The organism is Streptomyces radiopugnans (assembly GCF_900110735.1).
GTDB classification, from domain to species: Bacteria; Actinomycetota; Actinomycetes; order Streptomycetales; family Streptomycetaceae; genus Streptomyces; species Streptomyces radiopugnans.
Map to the genome: position 1 here is coordinate 1 of NZ_FOET01000004.1, position 16314 is coordinate 16314.

Below are 16314 nucleotides of genomic sequence, written 5' to 3' on the forward strand. Positions count from 1 at the left end.
CCCGCGGAGCGGGTACCTCCGCGCTGGCGCGCGGAGCAGCGAACCGCGGCGCGCTGCGCTCGCCGTGCCCGTGCTGCGCACGGGTGGCTCCCTCCGCTTCGCTGCGGGAGCCGAAGGCCGGCGCTGCGCGCCGGGGGCCCTCGCTGCGCTCGCTCCCGGCCGCCGCCGCTGCGCTTCCCGGCGGCCGGGAGCGGATCGCGGTGCGGGCCGAGGGGGTTCCGCTGCGCTCCACCCCCGGCAACCACCCGCGTGGGTGACTGGGGTGCGTGGCCGTCAGCGGGTGAGTGGGGGGTGGGGGTTGGGCCCGCTGCGCGGGCCGGGCTGGCTACAGGAGGGAGGGGGTGTGGGGCAGTGGGGAGGGTGACGGGTGGTCACGGGGCGAGGGAGTGAGGCGGGTTGGCGGGTTCCTGACGCGTGGTGATGCATCAGTGTGTAGAGTCTGGGAAAACACACCACCCCCGAGAAGCGAGGAACCAGCCCGTGTACGACGAGTGGGAGGGCCCGAAAATCCGCGCACGCGCAGCGGTGCGGCGCAGATCCACGGGTATGGCGCCGGAGCGGGTCGGGCGACACGGACGAGGCGCGGGTGTTGGAGCGAGGGGTTTTCTAGGTTTCGCATTGGTTCAGGGGTTTTCCCTGTCTTTCGTTGCTGCGCAGCACTCCAGGAAAGCGTCGGAAACGGATCGTGAGAAGTCGCTCTCCTCATCTGGTGTCACGATGGTCACCAAGGAGAATCCCGCTCCGGCCAGCGTGACGGGGTAGGGCTGATGCTTGAGTCCCGCATGCGGGTAGGGGTCCTCCAGGGTCTTCAGTTTCAGGGAGTGCCACCGCGCGGGTTGGTAGAAGAAGGCCACAGGGCCCTCTCCTCTTCTGTCCAAGGAGTACCCCTCCGTGTCCCAGAGCGACTCCATGTCTTCGTCTCGGGACAGCAGCACCTCCGCTTGCCCGGCTGGGAGCCGGTGCCGGCCGGGGAGCCACGGCGAGAAATCCGCTTCTGCTTCGTCGGTGTCAACGGCGACCCGGAGGCCGGGCCAGCGCACCCGCCAGCGCCCGAGGAAGCGTTCGATCACCACGGGCGCAGGCCCGGGCACCACAACGACCTGATCGAATCCAGTGATCACAACCCGCTCCGTCCAGACACCGGCCCACCCTAGCTGCCGAGCTGCCCCGGGCGCCGGTGCCAGCTCGGCAGCAGCCACCCCACCACAGCGGCGGTCCGGTCCCCGGAACACATCCCGGAAAGAGGACCGGAACCGATACAGGCAGCACCGCGGAAAAGCAGTCGTGCAAACAGCGCAGACACCCATTTTCCGCGCCGAGAGCGGCGCGGAAAAGCATGGCCATACATGCGCTGCGAAAAGGCATTGAGAGAAAAAGAACCGGGAGATGGAACATGGGGAGTATCAGGCTTCGGCCACATCAGGTGGAAGCGGTGGATGCGATTGTCCGGGCGCTGGAATATCGTGCAGGACGCGATGTGCCGGCGGAGGGGCTGCGGGCCACGGCGGTGGCCGCCACCGGCGCGGGCAAGACGCTGATCGCCGCCGAGGCCGCACGGAGGCTGGAGCCGCGGGGGCGGGTGCTGGTCATGGTGCCCACTTTGGATCTGCTGAGCCAGACCGTGGAGGCGTGGCGGATGGCCGGCCACACCGGCCCGGCGGTCGCGGTGTGCTCCCTGGAAGGAGACGAGGCGCTGGAGGCGTTGGGGGTGCGGTGCACCACCAACGCGATCCGGCTCGCCTTGTGGGCGGGGTCGGGACCGGTGACGGTGTTCGCCACCTACGCCTCCCTCGCGCCCCGCCAGGAGCCCGGCCCGGCCGACCCGGACGAGGCGATGGTGGGGGTGCCCGGGCCGCTGGAGGCCGCCCTCCAGGGCGCGTACGGACAACAACTGGAGCCATTCGGGCTTGCGGTGGTCGACGAAGCCCACCGCACCAGTGGGGATCTGGCGAAGCCCTGGGCGGCGATCCACGACAACCGCCGGATCCCGGCAGCGCGACGGCTGTACCTGACCGCCACGCCGCGGATCTGGGAACCTGCCGGACGGACGGGCGAGGCAGAGGCCACAGAGGGCGAGAACGGGGCCCAGGAAGCCGCAGAGGACCGCTCGGAGGCCGCCCCGGCTGTCCCCGGGAAGCTGGTCGCAAGCATGGACGACGAACGCCTCTACGGGCCGCACGTCTTCACGTTCTCCCTCACCGAGGCCATCGACCGGGGCATCCTGGCCCGGTTCGAGATCGATGTCCTCGAGATCCGCCCACCCGACCTCAGTGTGGGTGGGAGCGAGGAGGAGCGGCGCGGCCGGCGGCTGGCCGCCTTGCAGGCCGCGCTGGTCAAGCACGCCGCTGAGACGGGGGTGCGGTCGCTGATCAGCTTCCACCACCGCACGGTGGAAGCGATGTCTTTCGCGCGAGCTCTGCCACAGACCGCGGCCCGGCTGCACGAGGAGGATCCGGCGACCTATCCGCGGCGGGTATGGGCCGACTGGCTGTGCGGGGAGCATGAGCCCGCCCACCGCCGGGCGGTGCTGGGCCGGTTCGCCGACGGGGTTGATGAGCAGGGGTGGGAGACCGAACTGGCCGTGCTGGCCAACGTGCGCGTCCTGGGTGAAGGCGTCGACATCACCGGCCGCCGTGGTGTCGACGGCGTCCTCTTCGCCGACGTGCGCGGCTCGGCCGTCGACATCGTCCAGGCCGTCGGCCGGGCGCTACGCCAGAAGCCCGGCCAGGGCAAGGTGGCACGGTTGGTGGTGCCGGTGTTCTTGGAGCCGGGTGAGGCGCCGGACGACATGCTGGCTTCCGCCTCGTACAAGCCGTTGGTGGCTGTTCTGCAGGGGCTGCGCAGTCACTCGGAGGCGGTCGTGGAGCAGCTGGCGGTCGCGTCCGCGCCCAGCCGTGGCCGGCCCGCGTCGGTGGCCGGTCTGGACCCCGCAGGCGGCGGTGGTGGTGGCGAGGGTGGGGATGAGGGAGCACTGGAGGAGGTGCCACTGCTGCGGTTCTCCACTCCCCGCGACCCGCAGCTGGTCGCGCAGTTCGTGCGCACCCGCGTCATCCGGCCCGAATCCCAGGTCTGGCTCGCAGGACTCAACGCCCTACGCACCTGGCGCCAGCAACAGAACGGGGACAGGGACGAGGACTTCGAGCACGGCGGCGAGCACGAGGGCCAGGAGCAGGAGCGGGAGCAGGGCGGTGGTGCGGGGCGTGCGGCCAGGCCGGTAGCGGTGCCGCTGGACGCCCGCGTCGGCACCTTCCCCCTCGGGGCATGGACCAGCGAACAACGCCGCGCCTACCGGGCCGGAACGCTGGCGAAATGGCGGGTGGAGTTGCTGGAGGAAGCCGGGATGGTGTGGTCGGTGCCGGACGCCGCCTTCGAGGAGAACCTCGCCGCCGCACGGGCCTACTACGCCGTCCACGGCACCCTGTGCGCACCCCGGACCGCCGTCGCGCAGGGCCGGCCCATCGGGCAGTGGCTGACCAACTGCCGCCGCCCCGGCGGGTTGGGTAAGGACCCGGAGCGGGCGGCCGAGCGGGCCGCCCGGCTGGCGGAGATCGACCCGGACTGGAACCCCGCGGAAAACGGCTGGACCGTCGACTGGCAACGCCACTACGCCAAGCTGTGGGCCTGCCTCCACAGCGGCGCCACCCTCGCCGAGATCCGCCCCGGCGTCACCGTCGGCGGAGAGGACATCGGACTCTGGCTCGCTAGGCAACGCACCCAGTGGGAGCAGTTGGCCGACGGGCAGCGCGAACGCCTGGCCGCCCTGGGCATCCAGCCCACCGCGGCAGCGCCGGGCGGCCAGGCCAGCACCGGAGACCAAGCGGCGGGAACGGTGGTGGTACCCGCCGGTGCTTCTGCCTGGGACCGCGCCCTCGCCGCACTCCGCCAATACCAGGCACGCGAAGGACACGTGAGAGTACCCCGCAAATGGATCGAGACCTTCCACGACCAGGCCGGACACCAACACCCCATCCGACTCGGAGTATGGATCAACAACCAGCGTCAGCGGCGGGACCGGCTGGACGCCGAACGCGCCAAGGCACTGGAAGAACTCGGGGTGCTGTAACCAGGCACCGGAGGACGCGCTGGGCGGCAGAAACCACGAAGGCCGGATCAGTCGATCCAGGCCACAACCGCGAGGCCTCGGCGGCTTGCGGTGGCGTAGAAGCTCCGCAGCATCCTGAAGTGCTCGGCCAGATAGGCGCGCGGGTGCCCGGTGAAGCCTTCCAACCCACAGGCCCGGGCCGCTTCGGTATGGTCTGCGGGCAGGCGGTCCAAGAGCACACCGAGATTCATCCGGGTCAGGGCATGGGCGGTCTCGGCCACCGCCGCCGGGGCCAGGAGCGCGGGAGGAGGGGTGAACCCGTCGTAGACGCCGGGGTGGTCCAGGAACGCGATGTCACCGCCCAGGTCCCCGTCGATGCTCCGGCGCAGAACAGCGATGTGCTCCTCCTCGACGCCTGTCTCCTGGCAGAACCGGACCAGGTGCCAGGTCCCCCAGCCGAGATCCACCATGTCGCCCTCGGGCGGGTCCCAGCCCGGATCACCGTCCGGACCGGTCTCGGCGGCCCGCCGGCACCGCGCCAGATACGCCTCGGACACCCGCACCAGCTGCTGCGTCAACGCCACATCAGGCAGTATCACCGACCGCCCCCACCGCACCCATCCCAGCGGAAGGCAGGACACCTACGCGTGCCCAGACGCGCGAGGAAGGCCGAGACCGGTCACCGGCGGCCCGGTGCCGGTGCGGGGCTGCTCTCCGCCGCAGGCCGTGCCCTTTCCAGGTAGTACCGGCTGCGGCTGTCGGGATCCCCGAAGAAGAAGTACAGGCGGAGCCCCCGGTCGGTCCGCTCCAGTTCGAAGACCCAGGTGTAGGACTGTGGTGCGGGCTCCCGGCTGTCCGGGGAGACGGGAAAGTCCGCCTCCTCACGTGCTTCCCAGTCGCTGCGGGCAGGGATGTCCAGCACGACGTGCTGCCCCTCGCCCCAGCCGACAGGGTCATCCGGACCGGCCAGCTCCCACGTTCCCGTCCCCGCCAGACGCCAGCCCTCGTCGAAGTCGAACTCCCGCCCGTCCAGACGGGTCACAGCGGCCTTCCCGTCCGGCTGGAACGACACCTCCGTCCGGTTCACCCCCCGCCACACGCCGATGACGTCCCTCTCCGCTACGCCCGTCACCGCGGGCACCGAGTCGTACTGGCGCGGATTGCACCCGCCGGAGGCCAGGACGACGACCGCGGCCACTGCCAGTGCCCTCAGCGCTCCACACTTGCCGTACCGCACACCGGCCCCTCCCCTCGGCGCCGCCCAGGACAGCGGCCCGGCCCATCCTCACCCACCGGACGGGCGGCGGCCGGCGCGGGGACGGTGGGCCGTGGCGAAGACGGCCCGCAGCGGCGCGGCGGGGGGTGCCCGCCGGGCAGCCGCCGGCCGCCTTCGCCACGGCATGCGGCACCGGTCGGGAAACGGGTCGAGCCGTCCGCAACGAGACCGGGCGGGAGCACCCGATCCGGCCCGGGGTATGGACCAGCAGACAACACCAACGACGACACCGGCTGCCCACCGAACGCGCCCCGGTGACGGAAGAGCCGGGGGCCTGAAGGACGTCTTGATCGACTCGGTGGCTCACATGCCGCGGTCCGGGCCGTGGGCGACGCGGATCCTCTCCCCCGGTGTCATGGGCAGGTACGCAAGCTCGACCGGGCCCGGGTAGAAGACGGAACTGTTCACACCGGTCATGTCCTCACCGACCAGGTACCGGTGGAGCCACTCGGCGAAGGGCATCCGGTACTCGGCCCACCAGCCGTCGCCATCGGCGATCACGAACCGCTCGCCTTGCCCGCTCGCCCCGGGGGCGAGGAAGAGGGTCTCTCCCCGGTCGGTGGACGCCAGGGGCCACAGTCCGTTCGGGGTGCCGAAGGTGAGCTCCGGCAGGCCGAACAGCTGCCGCGGGTCCTCGTCGGCGTCGAGGTCCAGGCCGTCCCAGTCGACCTCGGAGAAGGCGCGGACGGTCTCTTCGATCCACTGCCCGAGGTTCCACACCGGGGAGGCCGGATGGTGCAGGTCCAGGTGCCGGTTGAGCAGGATGGGCGCGTAGGCGTCCACGATCGTCTTGTAGTCGGCCGGGAGCCTCAGCCCGAGTTCGGTCTCCAGGCGCTGCCAGGCGGCCGGGTCGGCCCAGCGGTTCTCCGGCGGGCCGACCATGGCAATCACGGAGTGGAGGTAGTCGGTCATGGCACCTCGAAAGGGGGTGGTAGGTGCAGCGGTCGCGGTCCGGGGCGGTTCGGCGGGACCGGGCCCGATCATGCCCGACCCGGACACCAAGCGACACTCGTCGAACACACCGAACACACCGGACACGCAGGCGGTGCAGCGCCCGGCGCCCGATAGGTCTGCGGGAGCCGTGCGAACACGCCACCCGGGCCGCCGACTTGGCCGCAGGAGAACGGCCCCGCCAGCGGGTGGGCCTCCCGCCCCGGCGGGCCGTACGGCAGCCGCCCTATCGGCACGCAGTACGCCAGGAACTCTCTGACTACGAGGGGGCGCGGCCGTTCTGAAGACTGCTTCCCTGCTCGGCCTTGCGTTCACAGGCCTTGACGCGGGCTGGCGTCTTCGATTCGAAGGCCATAGAGGTCGAAGGGCGGGCGGGTGACGCGGCGCGGCCGGCCCGGCAGGAGCCCGGCCCGGGGCCGGGGCGCGGGGTGGGCTGCAGGAGCGGCACGGTCGCCGCAGGCGGGGCCGCCCGTGGCGGCCACTTGTGAGGCTCCGCAGGTCGGAGCCTCGCCCAGCGGTGGCCGTCCCGAGGATTCGGACACGGCCGTGAGACCGACCTGCCGGCTTGCGCCTCATCCGGCGAGGGCGAGGTTGTGCAGGCGGGCGATGCCGGGCATAGCCTCCACCCTCGACGGACTGGGGCACCGCAGGGGACCGCGACCTGTCCTGGGGGTACTGGGACCAGGCTCCCAGCCGCTCGGGAGCCTAGCCTGAGCAACATGAACACCTCGAAACTGGGCGACTACCTGCGGGGCCGGCGTGCGCAGGTGACGCCGTCCGACGTCGGGCTGCCCGAGGACGGGCGGCGACGGGTTCCCGGCCTGCGGCGCGAAGAGGTCGCGATGCTGGCCCGCATCAGCGTCGACTACTACGTGCGACTGGAGCAGGGACGTGAGCGGCGCCCGTCGCCGCAGGTCCTGGACGCCCTGAGCGACGCGCTGCTGCTGGACGACGACGGCCGGCTGCACCTGTACCGGATCGCGGGCCTGACCCCGCTCCCGCACAACGAAGGCGGCATCGAGCGGGCGGACGCCCAGTTGCTGGCCCTGGTCGAGCTGTGGGACCGCACGCCGGCCCTGCTGCTGGGGCGGGCCTACGACGTCCTGGCCGCGAACACGCTGGGGCGGGCCGCCTTCCCTCACCTGCAACCCGGCGCGAACGTGCTGCTCACGATGTTCCTCGACCCGTCGGTCCGCGCGTTCCACGCGGACTGGGAGAGGGCCGCGGCCAACGCGGTCGCGGGATTTCGCTTCCTGGAGGGTGCCCGGCCGAACGACCCGCGGGTCCAGGAGGTACTGCAGACCGTCTCAGAGCGCAGCCGCGAGTTCGCCGACCTCTGGCGGAGGCGGGACGCGCGGGGCAAGAGTGACGCCGCGAAGGTGCTGCTGCACCCCGACGTCGGTGAACTCACCCTGCGCATGCAGACCTTCGACGTGCGCTCCGCCCCGGGGCAGCAGCTGATCGTCTACCACGCCCAGGAGGGCACCGGGACCACGGACGCGCTCCGCCTGCTCGGCTCGCTGGCGGTGACCACCCACCCAGGACACCAGGACGACTGACCGAGGCGGGCCGCGTGAGGGCCCGCTCCGCGACCATGGCCGGCGTCACACGCGTCACCCTCCTCATCGTGGGAGGTCTCACCGCGTGCACCGCGGCACCGGACAGCGGGAGCCTCCCCGGTTCCGGCGAGGCCGCACAGCGCAGTCCGCAGCAGCCCCCGCCGGCCGCGGCACCACCGCCCACACCAACGCTCCCGGCCGAGGTCGCCAACGCCTCGCCGCACCCGTACGTCGGGATGTGGGCGACGGCCGACGGGCACATCCGTCAGGAACTGCTCGCGAACGGCCGCTACGACGAGGCGCGCGGCGACCGGGAGAACGCCTACACGGGTCCCCACCAGGTCTCCGGTACCCGGATCGAGTACGTCGACGAAACCGGGTTCAGTGCGGACGGGACGTTCGACGGAGACGTGCTGCGTCACGGGGGCCACATCCTCTACCGCGAGGGCGGCAACGCGCACCGGCGGAACAGGGGACAACGGCAGTGACGGATGACGTCTCCGAGGGCGGAGGCGGGCGCGCGTTCGTGGTGGCGGGAAACACGGGCGGATCGGCGATGCTCACCGGCACCGCGGCCCTGGCCGCCGGCCGCCGAGCGGTTTCCCGGTGCTTGTTCCGGCCTCCGTCCTGGCACGGCCCGGAGTGAGGCCGCCTGGTCGTCTCGGACAAGCGACCGCCGCCCGGTGGTCCGGCGAGTCCGCCGCTCGGGCGCAATCAGCGGTACACCACCCTGGGACCGCAGGCCGCGTCAGCCGAGAACCTGAGTCCCGATGGTGTTCAGCAGGGCGAACCGGTCGGCTGCGGCGGTGCCTGCCGGTGCGGAGCAGACGGCGATGCGCAGGTCGTTGCCGGGGACGGTGAGGGTGTCGCAGTCGACGGCGACCGGCCCGAGGCCGGGATGGTGGACGGTCTTTCTGTCGGTGGTGTGGAAGCCGACCGTGTGGGAGTTCCAGAGGTCGTCGAAGCGGTCGCTGACACCGCGCAGGTCGTTGATCAGCGCGGTGAGCCGGGTGTCCCGGGGGTATCGGGCGGCGGAGGAGCGCAGGTCGGAGACGAGGGCGGTCTCGAAGCGGTCCTGCTGGTCGGGGTCGTGGGTGACGCGGGTGGGCCGGCCGGTGAAGTGCCGCCAGGCGATGTTGCGGTCCCTGCCGCGCCAGGGGGACGGATCCCCCATCAGGGCGGCCCACAGGGGGTTCCACGAAATGAGGTTCCACGTGGCGTCGTGGACGCTGAGTGGGCTGCCGTTGAGCTGGTCGAGCAGGCGCTGGACGCTCGGCGGAACGTGCGGGGAGACCTGGCCACTGGTGGGCGGAGCCTGACCGGCCAGCAGGTAGAGGTGGTCGCGTTCGGTCTCGGTCAGGCGCAGGGCGCGGGCGAGGGAGGCCAGGACCTGCGGGGAGGGCGAGGTGGCCCGGCCCCGCTCCAGGCGGACGACGTAGTCCACGGAGAGGCCGGCGAGCCGGGCGAGCTCTTCGCGGCGCAGCCCGGGCGCCCGGCGCACCCCGCCGCGGGGCAGGCCCAGGTCGTCAGGGCTCGTGCGGTCGCGCCAGTGGCGCAGGGCCTGGCCGAGGGCCGCGGGATCGTCGTTCACCCATCCATTGTCCGCCGCTTGCCGAGGAACAGCCTGGTACTGGCCGGCCCCCCGCGGAGGAGGGCTCTCCCTGTCCCTCGTCGCGGCGCGCAGAGTGAATGGCATGACAACAGTCACCGTGATCACAGGGGCCAACAAGGGCCTCGGATTCGAAACGGCCCGCCGCCTCGTCGCAGCCGGTCACACCGTCTACGCCGGTGCCCGCGACGCCCACCGCGGCGAGTCGGCGGCCAAGGCCCTGGGAGCCCGTCCGCTGCTGATCGACGTCACCGACGAGGCGTCCGTCGCCGCGGCAGCCGACCGGGTGCGCGCCGAGGCGGGCCGGGTGGACGTCCTGGTCAACAACGCCGGCATCGCCGGCCCGGCCGCCCCGGCCGGCGAGCTGACCGCCACTGACCTGCTGCAGGTCTTCGACACCAACGTCTTCGGCGCGGTGCGCACCACCCGCGCCTTCCTGCCCCTGCTCCAGCAGGCGGCCCGGCCCTCGATCGTCAACATCTCCAGCGCGCTGGGCTCCCTGGCGATCAACGCCGACCCGGCCGCCCACACCGAACTGCTCCCCGCATGGGCGCCGCTGCTGGCCTACAACTCCTCCAAGGCCGCGCTGAACATGCTCACCGCCGTCTACGCGCAGTCCTTCCCGCAGATCAGCGTGGTCTCGGTCGACCCCGGATTCACCGCGACCGACCTCAACGGCCACCAGGGCACCCAGAGCGTCGCGGAAGGCGCCTCGGCGATCGTCGCCGCCGCCACCGCCGGGCCCGGTACGCCGAGCCCCGCCTTCGTCGGCGCCACCGGCCCCGTGCCCTGGTAGCCCCTTGGCTGTCCCCCGGCGACCGCGCGCCGCGGCCGTATCGCACCACCACGAGAGAATGATCGTGGACAGCGTGCGGCCGAAGCCGCCGCCCAGGCCGCCTGCCCCGCGGATCCGGACAGCCGCCCGCCCTCCGGCAGGCAGGACGCTGTCGGTTGACTGCGCCCCGCTGGATCTCGTCCAGCGGGGCGCAGTGCCGCGAAGAGGTGAGACGCGTGTGCGGGCGAGGCCGATCGCGGCGCGGGCGACGTGGTGTCGCGGCCCGGTCTCGGCGAGTCCGCGTCGGTGGGCGTCCAGCAGGCACGAGGGGGCCGGCGGTGGTGCCGAGGCTTCCCCCGGGTCGGCCGACAACGGCCTTCCCGGAGGAAAAGTGATCACGGCGCCGCGCGAGGGATCAGCCCAGGTGCATGATGTAGCCGACGTGGTGCAGTTCGTCACCGCGGAAGTACCCCACGGCCCAGAAACCGAGGTCGTCGAGGTAGTCGATCCGGTCGCCGTCGATCCAGTACCGGCCCTGGTAGGCGTGCGGGCGGCCGCCCCGCGTCTCGTCGTAGCGGCCGTCGGCGGTGAGTTCCTGGTGCAGGAAGTCGTCCTGGTCGATCCAGACGCCGACCCGCGGGTTGCCGGTCAGGTCCGGTGAGGCAGGGATGCCCGTTTCGGGGGCGGTGGCCCGGCCGGGGGCGTCGGCGCCGGCCCACAGCACGGGCCGGCCGGCCGCGATCAGCGCGCGGACCTGCTCGGGCCGGGAGATGAGCGTGGCCAGGGCGCTCGGTACGTCGGCGGCGAGCTCGTCGGGCAGCACCAGCAGGTCGCTGGTGTTGCCCGGGGTCAGCGTCGCGACGTACTCCGAGCGTTCGCCGCGGCCGCCGGCCAGCGCGACGGTGTCCACGACGGCGGGGACGACGGTCGTGCCCGTGGCGTCGACGACGATGGCGTTGTCGTCCTCCGCCGCGGTGAACAGGGACGGGCCGACCGCGACGATCAGGGAGCCGACGAACAGGATGTCGGCACCGGTCATGGTCCCGATCAGCGGGTCCATCGTCAGGATGCGGGCGTTGGTGAACAGGACGGGACGTCCCGCGTCGTTCGAGAGGATCTCGTCGAGGGCCTTGGAGTTCCAGCCCGCGATGTCCGTGTCGGTAGCGCTCATTGCTCGTTCCTCGGTGGGTTCGGGGTGATCGGTGTGTGCGATGCGCGAAGTGCGCTGCCGGGAGCCGGGCGGGCGGTGGATGACGCCGGGCGGCTTCCGCTCCATCAGCTTCGAAGGGTTCGGTCATCGGAACCAGGCCGCCCTGCCCCCAGGTCCGCCGCACCCACAATGGGTGCCGCCCGCTGCGGTGGTGCGTAAGGAGCGCTTGCGAAGGGCCTGTTCAGCGAACCGGGCGGTGATCACGGCAGCCGTGCCGCGGGGAGCGGCCGGGCCCGCACGGGGCGGCACCGCTGCCGGGTGCCGACGACGAGAGCTCCGCGTCCGATCCGCGGAGCGGTGTGCCGCGAGGGCTCCGGCCGAGGCGGACGCCCCCACCGCGTCGCTGCCGGCCGTGTGCGTCCGCCGCGCCGCTGCCGTACGGCCCTGCCGCTCGCGACGGTGGGTGCGCGGCACCCAGGAAGCCCTCACCCAGGAGGACGGCGGCCTGGTCGCTTCCCGCCGCGGGGCCGAGGGTGGAGCCATGACCAGCAACGACACGACACGCGATGAACACGAGTACGTCGGGATGTGGGTGACCGCGGACGGCTTCATCCGCCAGGAACTGCTGCCGGACGGCCGCTACGACGAGGCCCGGGGCGACCGCCGGAGCGCCTACACCGGCCGCTACACCGTCACCGGCAGCCACCTCGACTACGTCGACGACACCGGCTTCACCGCCACCGGCGACGTCCGCGACGGCGTTCTCTTCCACGAGCACCTCGTGCTCTACCGCGAGGGCGACCCGCGCGCCCGGCGGGGAGCCCGGCCATGACCGGGATCCGGTTGCGGGCGGCCTGAGCCGCCACCCCCGACTCGTGAGCGCCCGCCCACCGCGTCGGCCGCTCCACTCCGAAGGAGTTCTTCGTCCATGACCCCCTCCACCAGCCAGAAGGTCGTCCTCATCACCGGCGCCAGCAGCGGCATCGGCGCGGCGACCGCCAAACTGCTCGCCGAGCGAGGCCACCATGTCGTTCTCGGAGCCCGCCGTACCGAACGGCTCGAAGAACTCACCGAGAACATCCGGGCGGCCGGCGGCAGCGCCGAGTACCACCCTCTGGACGTGACCGACGCCGAACAGGTACGGGTCTTCGTCGACGCCGCCCACAGCGGGCACGGCCGCGTCGACGTCCTGGTCAACAACGCCGGTGTGATGCCGTTGTCCAAGCTGGAGGCGCTCCGGCTCGACGAGTGGAACCGCATGATCGATGTGAACGTCCGCGGCGTCCTGCACGGCATCGCGGCCGCACTGCCGGTCATGCAGGCCCAGCGCCACGGCCAGTTCGTCAACGTCGCCTCCATCGGAGCCCACCAGGTCTCCCCGACCGCGGCCGTCTACTGCGCCACCAAGTACGCCGTATGGGCCGTCTCGGAGGGCCTGCGGCAGGAGGTCGGCGGCGACATCCGGGTCACCACCGTCTGCCCGGGCGTCACCGAGTCCGAACTGGCGGAGTCCATCTCGGACCCGGTGGGCCGCGAGGAGATGCGTACCTACCGCAGCGTCGCCATCCCGGCCTCGTCCGTCGGCGCGGCCATCGCGTTCGCCATCGACCAGCCCGCCGAGGTCGACGTCAGCGAGATCATCGTCCGCCCCACCGCCGGCCACGCCTGAGCCGATCACCCGCCCCGTCCCCACCGCTCACGGCGGGGGCGGGGCGTCGTCGTCCGCACCGGGGGGCGCGGCCGCCGGGTCCAACCCGCTGCCGCCTTGGCCCACGACGCGCAATCAGGAGAGAACGGCCCTCCTCGGGGGTGCTGGGCCACACCACCGAACGGTCTCACTTCGCGCGACTCACGAGACGGGCGGCTTCCCATGGGTGGGGGCGTCCAGCTCCTTCCTGCCCGACTCTCGCGGATCTGAGCGGCGGACCAGCCCGGCTGAACCGCTCCGGGTTCGTTGAAGGCTCGGGGCTGCGCCTGCGGCCTGGGTTTCTTGGGTGTTCCGGAGGTGGAGGGCTTCGTGTTCGGCGGGCGGGACGTGTCCTACCCCACCGTGGAGGCGGCTGTACGTCTCGCGGTCAGCGGGCCGGGCAGGCGGTGACGCGTTCCTGGTGGCGGGGGCGCGGGCCTGGCCGGGATCATCGAGGGGCCGGCCGGGGAGACGGCCTCCCGGAGCGCCGCCGGTCAGGAGAGCAGCTCGATGTAGCCGTCGGTGCCGTGGACGCGGATCCGCCGGCCGTCCTGGATCAGGCGGGTGGCCCGTTCCACGCCCACGACCGCCGGCAGGCCGTATTCCCGGGCGATGACCGCGCCATGGGTCATCAGGCCGCCCACCTCCGTCACCAGGCCCGCGATCCCGACGAACAGCGGCGACCAGCTCGGGTCCGTACAGACCGTGACCAGGATGTCGTCCTCTTCGAGAACGGCCTGCGCCATGTCCAGGACCACGCGGGCCCGCCCTTCGACGGTCCCGGCGGAGACCGGCAGGCCCGGCAGGGCACCGGCCGGTGCGCCGTCGCGCCGGTACGCCCCGTTGACGGCTTCACCGTCCGAGGTGAGCACCCGGGGCGGGGTCAGCGCCTGGTATGCACGGAACGCGTCCTTGCGCTGCCGGATCAGCCCGGCGTCCACCCGGTGCGAGCGCGCGGCCTCGTGCAGTTCCTCGAAGGTGAGGTGGAAGGCGTCCTCCTTCCCGGCGAGCACGCCGGCCCGCACGAGCCGTTCGGCCTCGGCGAGCAGGGCCCGCTTGTAGACGAGGTAGCGGCTGACGATGCCGTACTTCGGGTACTCCCGGTACCCGATGAAGGTGCGCATCCGGTCGATCATCCGCTTGGTCTCGCCGGCCTTCCGCTCCCCGTCCGGCAGGGCCCGCAGGCGGGACAGTACGTCCTGTTCCTTCCGCAGCGCCTTCTGCCGGCCTTCCTCGAAACGCCGTGCGGCGGCGCCCGGCGGGAAGTTGCGGACGTTGTCGAGGATCGCGGGCACGAGGGCGGCGGGCTGTTCCCGCCAGCGCGGCCTGGTGATGTCGATCTCACCGACACAGCGCATCCCGTAGCGTTCGAGGTAGGCCTCGACGGCGTCGCGCGCTCCGGGTCCGCCCGGGAGTTTCGCCAGGTCATCGAGGAAGTCGTCGTCCTCGACGCCCTGCAGGAACGCCACCACCTCCGGATGCGGGCGGACGGCGTCCGCGACGTCCATCAGCGCCAGTCCCATCTCCGAGGTGACGTTGCCGGGGGCGGACAGCGTGAGCGTGTCGGCCGCGTTCTTCTCCCCCAGCCAGTCCCGCAAGCGGTCGTTGAGCCACCAGGTGGCCTCCATGCCCGCCATGATCACCTGCATGCTCAGCGGATCACCGAGGACGCGTTTGTGGTCCTCGAAGGCCTCCAGCAGGAAGTCGAACAGCTCCGGTCCGGTCTTCGTGCGGATGTCGCGCTCCAGCGCGGCGACGGACGCCTGGTTACGCCCGACCAGTTCGGTGACGAGGGCCGGATCGGTGTCGACCGGGGCGGGGGCGCCGCCGGCCGGTGGCCCGCCGGGTTTCGTGTCGGGAAGCGACGGGACGAAGTCGCCGCGGCCGAGGAGCGTCTGCAGCGCGTCCGTGATCAGCGGGTCTTCCCGCCCCATCATGTCCAGGAGGGCGGCGCGGCTCGCGGGTGCGGCCAGGTGCGGGGTGACGTCCACGAACAGCCGCCCGCCGGCCTCCCGCATGGGGGCCATGGCCGTCATCCGCCACAGTGAGAGGCCGAGGGGCCTCATGGCGTCGGTCATCATCTGCTGGTGCCCGACGGAGACGTAGACGTGGTTCTCCCGGTCGTCGGCCTCGGGGACGGGGAACAGCGTGGTGATGGGCCGGCTCTGCACGATGTGGAAGTCGTCGCCGTCCAGGCACCATTCGATGTCCTGGGGGCGGCCGAAGTGCGCTTCGATCCGCCGCCCGAGCTGTACGAGCCGTACTGCCCGGGCATCCGTCAGCGCCGGCTGCTCCTGCCGCCGGGCGTCGACGGCGACGTCCCGCGTGCCGCCGGTCGGCAGGGCGTGGACGGCGCGCTGTTTGGCGACGATCGTCTTGTCGACGATCTCGCCGTCCCGCACCTTGAAGACGTCCGGGTTCACCAGTCCGGAGACCAGGGCCTCGCCGAGGCCGAACCCGGCGTCCACGGTGGCGGTCTTCCGGTGCCCCGTGACGGGGTCGGCCGTGAACAGGATGCCGGACGCATCCGGGAAGACCATCCGCTGCACGACCACGGCCATGCGGGCGGTGCGGTGGTCGATGCCTTTCCTGAGCCGGTAGGTGACGGCCCGTTCGGTGAACAGCGAGGCCCAGCACCGGCTCACGTGCTCCAGGACCGCCGCCGGCCCCACGACGTTCAGGTAGGTGTCCTGCTGGCCGGCGAAGGAGGCCGTCGGCAGGTCCTCCGCCGTCGCGCTGGAGCGGACGGCGTAGGCGGCCCGCTCGCCGAACCGGGCGAGGGCGCGGGTGATGGCCTCCGCGACGTCGCCCGGAACGGCGGCTCCCTCGACGGCACGGCGGAGCCGCGCGCCGAGCGTGCGGATCGTCTCCCGGTCGTCCGGGTCGGCCCGCGCCAGCTCGTCGAGCTGCTCGTCGATCGACGGCATGCGCGCCACGACCCGCCGGAAGGCGTCCGTCGTCACGCAGAAGCCGGCCGGCACCCGGATCCCCTCGATCCGTGACAACTCACCCAGGTGCGCCGCCTTGCCGCCGACGGCCGCGACCCGGGTCCCGGCGACCTCTCCGAGGTCCACCACGTACTGCTCGCTCATCGCGCCGCCTTCCGGGACCACCGCACCGCCGCTCCCCCGCACGCACACGTCGCGCCCCTCATTTCCGCAGGTTGTCGGGCATCGGCCGCCGATTCTCCGTCCCGGCGGGGGCCTTGTGGCAAGCCCCCCGGTGCGCTATAAGTTGAGTGTGGCGAGGAGAGTGCTCTCCTCGC

General features: G+C 72.2%; 13 protein-coding genes and 1 pseudogene. 7 read left to right on the top strand and 7 right to left on the bottom strand.

Going from position 1 to position 16314, the window contains the following annotated elements; all coding sequences use genetic code 11:
- On the top strand, positions 1 to 257 hold a 257-nt coding region (locus tag BMY40_RS28265; RefSeq protein ID WP_218158264.1), incomplete at its 5' end, for a hypothetical protein.
- Between the two features lie 366 nt (positions 258 to 623).
- Here the strand turns inward: BMY40_RS28265 and BMY40_RS10210 are convergent.
- Entirely contained in the window at positions 624 to 1121 is a 498-nt protein-coding gene (locus BMY40_RS10210; protein WP_093657879.1) for a hypothetical protein, read from the bottom strand.
- 272 nt (positions 1122 to 1393) lie between these two features.
- Between BMY40_RS10210 and BMY40_RS10215 the strand changes: the two genes are divergently transcribed.
- On the top strand, positions 1394 to 4063 hold the full coding sequence (locus BMY40_RS10215; RefSeq protein ID WP_093657881.1) for a DEAD/DEAH box helicase: 2670 nt from the start codon (positions 1394 to 1396) through the stop codon (positions 4061 to 4063).
- Positions 4064 to 4110: 47 nt separating this feature from the next.
- Here BMY40_RS10215 and BMY40_RS10220 read toward each other — a convergent pair whose 3' ends face one another.
- The 3 genes from BMY40_RS10220 to BMY40_RS10230 form a co-directional block, all read right to left on the bottom strand.
- Positions 4111 to 4626 carry a hypothetical protein gene (locus BMY40_RS10220; protein WP_093663283.1) on the bottom strand — a complete coding sequence of 172 codons (516 nt, stop codon included), beginning with the start codon at positions 4624 to 4626 and terminating at the stop codon, positions 4111 to 4113.
- A 95-nt stretch (positions 4627 to 4721) separates the two neighbouring features.
- Positions 4722 to 5279, bottom strand: a complete 558-nt coding sequence (locus BMY40_RS10225; RefSeq protein WP_143071757.1) for a hypothetical protein — start codon at positions 5277 to 5279, stop codon at positions 4722 to 4724.
- A 342-nt stretch (positions 5280 to 5621) separates the two neighbouring features.
- Entirely contained in the window at positions 5622 to 6230 is a 609-nt protein-coding gene (locus tag BMY40_RS10230; RefSeq protein ID WP_093657889.1) for an SMI1/KNR4 family protein, read from the bottom strand.
- A 758-nt stretch (positions 6231 to 6988) separates the two neighbouring features.
- On the opposite strand from BMY40_RS10230, the gene BMY40_RS10235 reads away from it, so the two are divergent.
- Positions 6989 to 7828 (top strand): helix-turn-helix transcriptional regulator, encoded by an 840-nt coding sequence (locus BMY40_RS10235; RefSeq protein ID WP_093657891.1) that lies wholly within the window; start codon positions 6989 to 6991, stop codon positions 7826 to 7828.
- 218 nt (positions 7829 to 8046) lie between these two features.
- Positions 8047 to 8316 (top strand): annotated as a pseudogene (locus tag BMY40_RS28270) (Atu4866 domain-containing protein); the annotation flags it as partial.
- Positions 8317 to 8576: 260 nt separating this feature from the next.
- Here BMY40_RS28270 and BMY40_RS10245 read toward each other — a convergent pair.
- Complete coding sequence (locus tag BMY40_RS10245) at positions 8577 to 9419, bottom strand: helix-turn-helix domain-containing protein (protein ID WP_245769989.1); 843 nt, start codon at positions 9417 to 9419, stop codon at positions 8577 to 8579.
- A 103-nt stretch (positions 9420 to 9522) separates the two neighbouring features.
- On the opposite strand from BMY40_RS10245, the gene BMY40_RS10250 reads away from it, so the two are divergent.
- The gene (locus tag BMY40_RS10250; RefSeq protein ID WP_093657895.1) at positions 9523 to 10233 is read left to right on the top strand and encodes an SDR family NAD(P)-dependent oxidoreductase; all 711 of its coding nucleotides are present in this window, start codon (positions 9523 to 9525) and stop codon (positions 10231 to 10233) included.
- A gap of 394 nt (positions 10234 to 10627) precedes the next feature.
- On the opposite strand, the gene BMY40_RS10255 is transcribed toward BMY40_RS10250, so the two are convergent.
- A complete protein-coding gene (locus BMY40_RS10255; RefSeq protein WP_093657897.1) occupies positions 10628 to 11383 on the bottom strand; it encodes an Atu4866 domain-containing protein in 756 nt (251 codons plus the stop codon).
- 520 nt (positions 11384 to 11903) lie between these two features.
- Here BMY40_RS10255 and BMY40_RS10260 point away from each other — a divergent pair.
- Both BMY40_RS10260 and BMY40_RS10265 read left to right on the top strand, forming a co-directional pair.
- A complete protein-coding gene (locus BMY40_RS10260) occupies positions 11904 to 12194 on the top strand; it encodes an Atu4866 domain-containing protein (RefSeq protein ID WP_093658554.1) in 291 nt (96 codons plus the stop codon).
- A gap of 96 nt (positions 12195 to 12290) precedes the next feature.
- On the top strand, positions 12291 to 13031 hold the full coding sequence (locus BMY40_RS10265) for an SDR family oxidoreductase (RefSeq protein ID WP_093657899.1): 741 nt from the start codon (positions 12291 to 12293) through the stop codon (positions 13029 to 13031).
- Between the two features lie 512 nt (positions 13032 to 13543).
- Here BMY40_RS10265 and rph read toward each other — a convergent pair.
- Positions 13544 to 16141, bottom strand: a complete 2598-nt coding sequence (gene rph, locus BMY40_RS10270) for a rifamycin-inactivating phosphotransferase (RefSeq protein WP_093657901.1) — start codon at positions 16139 to 16141, stop codon at positions 13544 to 13546.
- Positions 16142 to 16314 lie beyond the last annotated feature (173 nt).

Excerpts from the sequence above, each read along its gene's own strand:
- BMY40_RS10230 (WP_093657889.1), bottom strand. The coding sequence starts at position 6,230 with ATGACCGACTACCTCCACTCCGTGATTGCCATGGTCGGCCCGCCGGAG.
- BMY40_RS10250 (WP_093657895.1), top strand. The coding sequence starts at position 9,523 with ATGACAACAGTCACCGTGATCACAGGGGCCAACAAGGGCCTCGGATTC.
- BMY40_RS10260 (WP_093658554.1), top strand. The coding sequence starts at position 11,904 with ATGACCAGCAACGACACGACACGCGATGAACACGAGTACGTCGGGATG.
- BMY40_RS10255 (WP_093657897.1), bottom strand. The coding sequence starts at position 11,383 with ATGAGCGCTACCGACACGGACATCGCGGGCTGGAACTCCAAGGCCCTC.
- BMY40_RS10265 (WP_093657899.1), top strand. The coding sequence starts at position 12,291 with ATGACCCCCTCCACCAGCCAGAAGGTCGTCCTCATCACCGGCGCCAGC.
- BMY40_RS10235 (WP_093657891.1), top strand. The coding sequence starts at position 6,989 with ATGAACACCTCGAAACTGGGCGACTACCTGCGGGGCCGGCGTGCGCAG.
- BMY40_RS10215 (WP_093657881.1), top strand. The coding sequence starts at position 1,394 with ATGGGGAGTATCAGGCTTCGGCCACATCAGGTGGAAGCGGTGGATGCG.
- rph (WP_093657901.1), bottom strand. The coding sequence starts at position 16,141 with ATGAGCGAGCAGTACGTGGTGGACCTCGGAGAGGTCGCCGGGACCCGG.